The organism is Nostoc sp. UIC 10607 (assembly GCF_047228265.1).
Taxonomy (GTDB): Bacteria; Cyanobacteriota; Cyanobacteriia; order Cyanobacteriales; family Nostocaceae; genus Nostoc; species Nostoc foliaceum_A.
Map to the genome: position 1 here is coordinate 1 of NZ_JBIQNW010000168.1, position 1993 is coordinate 1993.

2 protein-coding genes are annotated in these 1993 nt (G+C 42.4%); one reads left to right on the plus strand and one right to left on the minus strand.

From position 1 onward, the window contains the following. Positions 1–132: 132 nt before the first annotated feature. The gene (gene rpaB / locus ACEYW6_RS36100) at positions 133–903 is read right to left on the minus strand and encodes a response regulator transcription factor RpaB (protein ID WP_412983589.1); all 771 of its coding nucleotides are present in this window, start codon (positions 901–903) and stop codon (positions 133–135) included. 278 nt (positions 904–1181) lie between these two features. Here rpaB and ACEYW6_RS36105 point away from each other — a divergent pair, with 278 nt between their 5' ends. Next, the gene (locus ACEYW6_RS36105) at positions 1182–1475 is read left to right on the plus strand and encodes a hypothetical protein (RefSeq protein WP_412983590.1); all 294 of its coding nucleotides are present in this window, start codon (positions 1182–1184) and stop codon (positions 1473–1475) included. The last annotated feature ends 518 nt before the right edge of the window (positions 1476–1993 follow it).

Consider the following 1993-nt stretch of genomic DNA (forward strand, 5'->3'; position numbering starts at 1 on the left):
AGGTTTTGGTTCATATTTGTGATATTCCCCCTCAAGTGTTCCCTTTGTCAATACTCTGCCACCTGAATCCTTACCTTTTAGTTTTCCCGCAGACAGAGCAGAATTAACACAGACTATTTAGCACTTTAAAGATTAATGCTCTAATTGAGCAATTCGTTGAAAAAAGTAACCACTTCCCCTTGCTGTGAGTATATATTCTGGATCTTCCGGGTCATCTTCTAACTTCAAGCGCAGACGTGAGATATGCACATCCACCACACGAGTATCTGCATGTTGTTCTGGGTTATAACCCCACACTTGCTGCAATATTTCTCCACGAGTAAAAGATTTGCCCGGATAGCTCATCAATAACTCTAGTAAGCTGTACTCTACACCCGTTAATGGAATCCGCTCACCTGCTTTGTAGACTTGTCGCTTATTGGTATCAATTTTGAGATTGTCTACAACCATTACTCGCAAATTTGAAATAGCAGCAGTAGTTGTTCTATCGTTTCTTCGTCGCAGCAACGAGCGAATTCTTGACTCTAATTCCTTTGGAGAGAAAGGCTTCGCCATATAATCATCAGCCCCTAATTCCAGCCCAGTGATCCGATCTGCTACATCTCCCAAGGCTGTAAGCATGATGATTGGCACATCTGATTGTTTCCGTAATTCTTGACAGACACCGTAACCATCCAGCTTTGGCATCATCACATCCAGAACTATCAAATCAGGGGTCAACAGGCGAAAAGCTGACAAAGCTTCTTCACCATCACTAGCTGTAACTACACTGTAGCCAATCATTTCTAGACGGGTCTGTAAAATCCGCCGGATGCTGGCTTCGTCATCTACTACCAGGATTTTTCCTTTATCACCTGATAAGTTTCTCAACGCTGTTCCTCCACAGCGAGAACTCTCAACCATCTATTATCTGCTTATTAGGAGTCAAAACTGCAAAACAGTATTGACATACAGTCATGAGGAAAGAAGCGATCGCTTAATACTTACATCTGTGCAACAGGTTATGTTAGGGCATCTGCCCGAAAAAGATATTTATGTCCAATTAATAAATTCCTCAACAAGAGACTCGTATTTTCCATAAATTTGGTGTACCTTGTTAATTCTGTGCAAATTATTTATACCTAACTTCTCCCAAATTTACTCAGACAAATTTTAAGCCAATGCCTTCGAGAGAACAGCCAATGAAAACTTCTAATGAGATACACACTAAGAAAATCATCAAAAAATCCGACAAGCTCACGCTGAGACAGATGAAATTAATCGAGGAGGCTGAAGACCAACTTCTTGAAGCTAATACTGTCAATTCTCCAGCCCCTGTGGTTGAGGTTGAGGAAAAACCAGTAGCGATTTCAGAACCTAGAGTTCCTGACTATATTCCATTGCTTGACAATCCTCCAGTACAATCGGTGGGTAATTCCGGCTGGCAGGTTTCTGATGTCTGGCGGGATATCCGCGTGGATGATTTTTGTAATTAAAGCAGACAATTTGTATTCCCAGACGGTTCTGCATCGAGGCGGTTGCAATTATACATGATCCGAATCTTAGAGATTGAGGGACAGGCACCTGATCAGGGAGAAAAGTTTTCCCGAAGGCATACTTGTGCAGCAATACCTCAATACTTCGTTAAAACGATAATATGCAACCGCCTGAGCAACTTTTGTAAACTATCTTTGCACCAAGTCAAAGTTATAGTTGCATTGTGCCTATAATAAGTTACGGCTAACTATAACTGAAAGTTAGCACCCTGTAAATGGTTATCGCTTGGATTACGCATCAGAGGCGATACCAAAGACAAGCAAAATTCATCGGCAGCGCAATAGTGTCTATTCCGTTGCCAACATGCACCCTCCGCGATCGCATGTTGGAAAAGGAGTGAGCAGGGGGGCAGAGGGGCAGAGGAGCAGAGGGGCAGAGGAGCAGAGGGGCAGAGGAGATGGAGAAAGAACCGATTAAAAGTCATAAAGACTTGAAAGTTTATCAAATGGCTTTTGAT